Genomic DNA, 1,825 nt, shown 5'->3' on the forward strand with positions numbered 1-1,825 from the left:
GCCCCATCAAGGCCTATCAGCGTGGCACCGGCAAGAAGCAGCGCGACGATGGCTGCCTGAACGACACCGGTCTGCGCTTTACCTCTGATGTGCCGGTGGAAGTCATAGAGTATCTGCCGCCAGAGCTGACAGGGCCGGAGGCCGATCAGTACGAAGTGATCGGTAGCAAGACCACCTACCGGCTGGCCCAGCGTGCCTCCAGTTATGTGGTGCTTAAGTGCGAACGCCCGGTGTTCCGGCGAAAGGGGGCCGAGAAGCCGGTGACGACTCTGGCTCCGTTCAACGTGCTGGACAACAGCCTGGCCGACGTCAGCCTGCTGGCCGGGCTGCTGGTGGACAAGTTCCAGTTCCACCTGCCGCTGTATCGTCAACACCAGCGCATCCAGCAGGCCGGTATCACCGTCAGTCGCAGCACCCTGACGAACCTGGTCAAGCGTGCCATCGACCTGTTGCGACCCATCGTGGATGCCCAGACCGACAATGTGCTGCGCAGTCGGGTGCTGGCCATGGATGAAACGCCCATCAAAGCCGGTCATCAGGGCCGGGCCGGCCCGCAAAAGGGCAAGATGAAAACCGGCTGGTTCTGGCCGTTATACGGCGATGCCGACGAGGTGGTGTTCACCTACTCGAACAGCCGTGGGCGTGCCCATATCGAAGAAGTACTCAGCGAATCGTTCAGCGGCACCCTGATCAGTGACGGCTACGCGGCCTATGCCCGCTACGCTGCCGCTCAGGAGAGCGTCACCCATGCCCAATGTTGGGTGCATGGTCGCCGTTATTTTATCGAGGCACAGAAAGATCACCCGGAGACAGTCACCAACGCGCTGCAACAGATCGCCAAGGTGTACCGGAATGAAGAGGCCACCAAAACCCAGGGGCTGACTGGCGAGAAGAAACGCCAGTACCGGTTGGATCACTCGAAACCGGTGGTCAGCGACTTCTTCCAGTGGTGCCGGGATCAGTTGGCACAAGGCGGCCTCGTGCCCAGCGACCCGCTGACCAAGGCCCTGAACTACGTGCTCGGTCGCGAAGCGAGCCTGACCGTGTTCCTGGAAAACCCGGACGTGCAGCCAGACACCAACCACCTGGAACGGGCGCTACGCCCCATTCCAATGGGCAAGAAAAACTGGATGTTCTGCTGGACCGAACTGGGCGCGGAACACCTGGGCATCATCCAGAGCCTGATCAGCACCTGCAAGCTGCACGATATTAACCCCTACACTTACCTGGTGGACGTGCTGCAACGCGTCAGTCAGCATCCGGCCAGTGACGTCAGCGACCTGACGCCTCGTCTCTGGAAAACCCGGTTCGCCGAGAATCCGCTACGGGCGCTGATCGATCCACGCCATCCTGACCGACAGAACAAACAGCCGGAGGCCACCGTTCATGCGCATTGACGACATGAGCATCGACCAGTTGCTGGAACTGAATCAATACATCTGCCGGCGAATTGATGAACTGCGTGACCGGGAGAACCTCCAGGCGCTGAGCCAGTTGCGGGTGGGCCTGAAAGTGACCTTCGAGAGCCGGGAAGGCCCCGTGCTGGGGATTGTCACCAAGATCAACCGCAAGAGCGTGATCGTGCTGGATGAGGATGGCAGGAAGCAGTACAAGGTCTCGCCGGAGTTATTGAGACCTCTCCGGGACGTGAAGTAGGTCAACTACGTCTTGGAATGAACGCTTACGGGTGAATATCCATGACGCTTTGAGCAAAAGTACGCATAACGATTTACTCCAAATGATTGTAGAGTCTGGTCAAGCTCATGGATGGGGGCCTCAAGCTTAGCTGTTGCTTCACTGTTAGCGATTACCCCTGCAACGCCGG

2 protein-coding genes are annotated in these 1,825 nt (G+C 59.3%); both read left to right on the plus strand.

Going from position 1 to position 1,825, the window contains the following annotated elements:
* Window positions 1–1,397: IS66 family transposase (locus tag AB0L95_RS42125; RefSeq protein WP_365171963.1), on the plus strand; the 1,397-nt coding region annotated here is incomplete at its 5' end.
* Window positions 1,387–1,656, plus strand: coding sequence for a hypothetical protein (locus tag AB0L95_RS42130; RefSeq protein ID WP_022519664.1), 270 nt, complete (start codon window positions 1,387–1,389; stop codon window positions 1,654–1,656). The genes AB0L95_RS42125 and AB0L95_RS42130, both read left to right, overlap by 11 nt.
* Window positions 1,657–1,825 lie beyond the last annotated feature (169 nt).

It is taken from the genome of Streptomyces sp. NPDC052036 (assembly GCF_040680495.1).
Taxonomy (GTDB): domain Bacteria; phylum Actinomycetota; class Actinomycetes; order Streptomycetales; family Streptomycetaceae; genus Streptomyces.

Bases quoted from the DNA above. Each gene is read 5' to 3' on its own strand.
- AB0L95_RS42130 (WP_022519664.1), top strand. From the start codon at position 1,387: ATGCGCATTGACGACATGAGCATCGACCAGTTGCTGGAACTGAATCAA.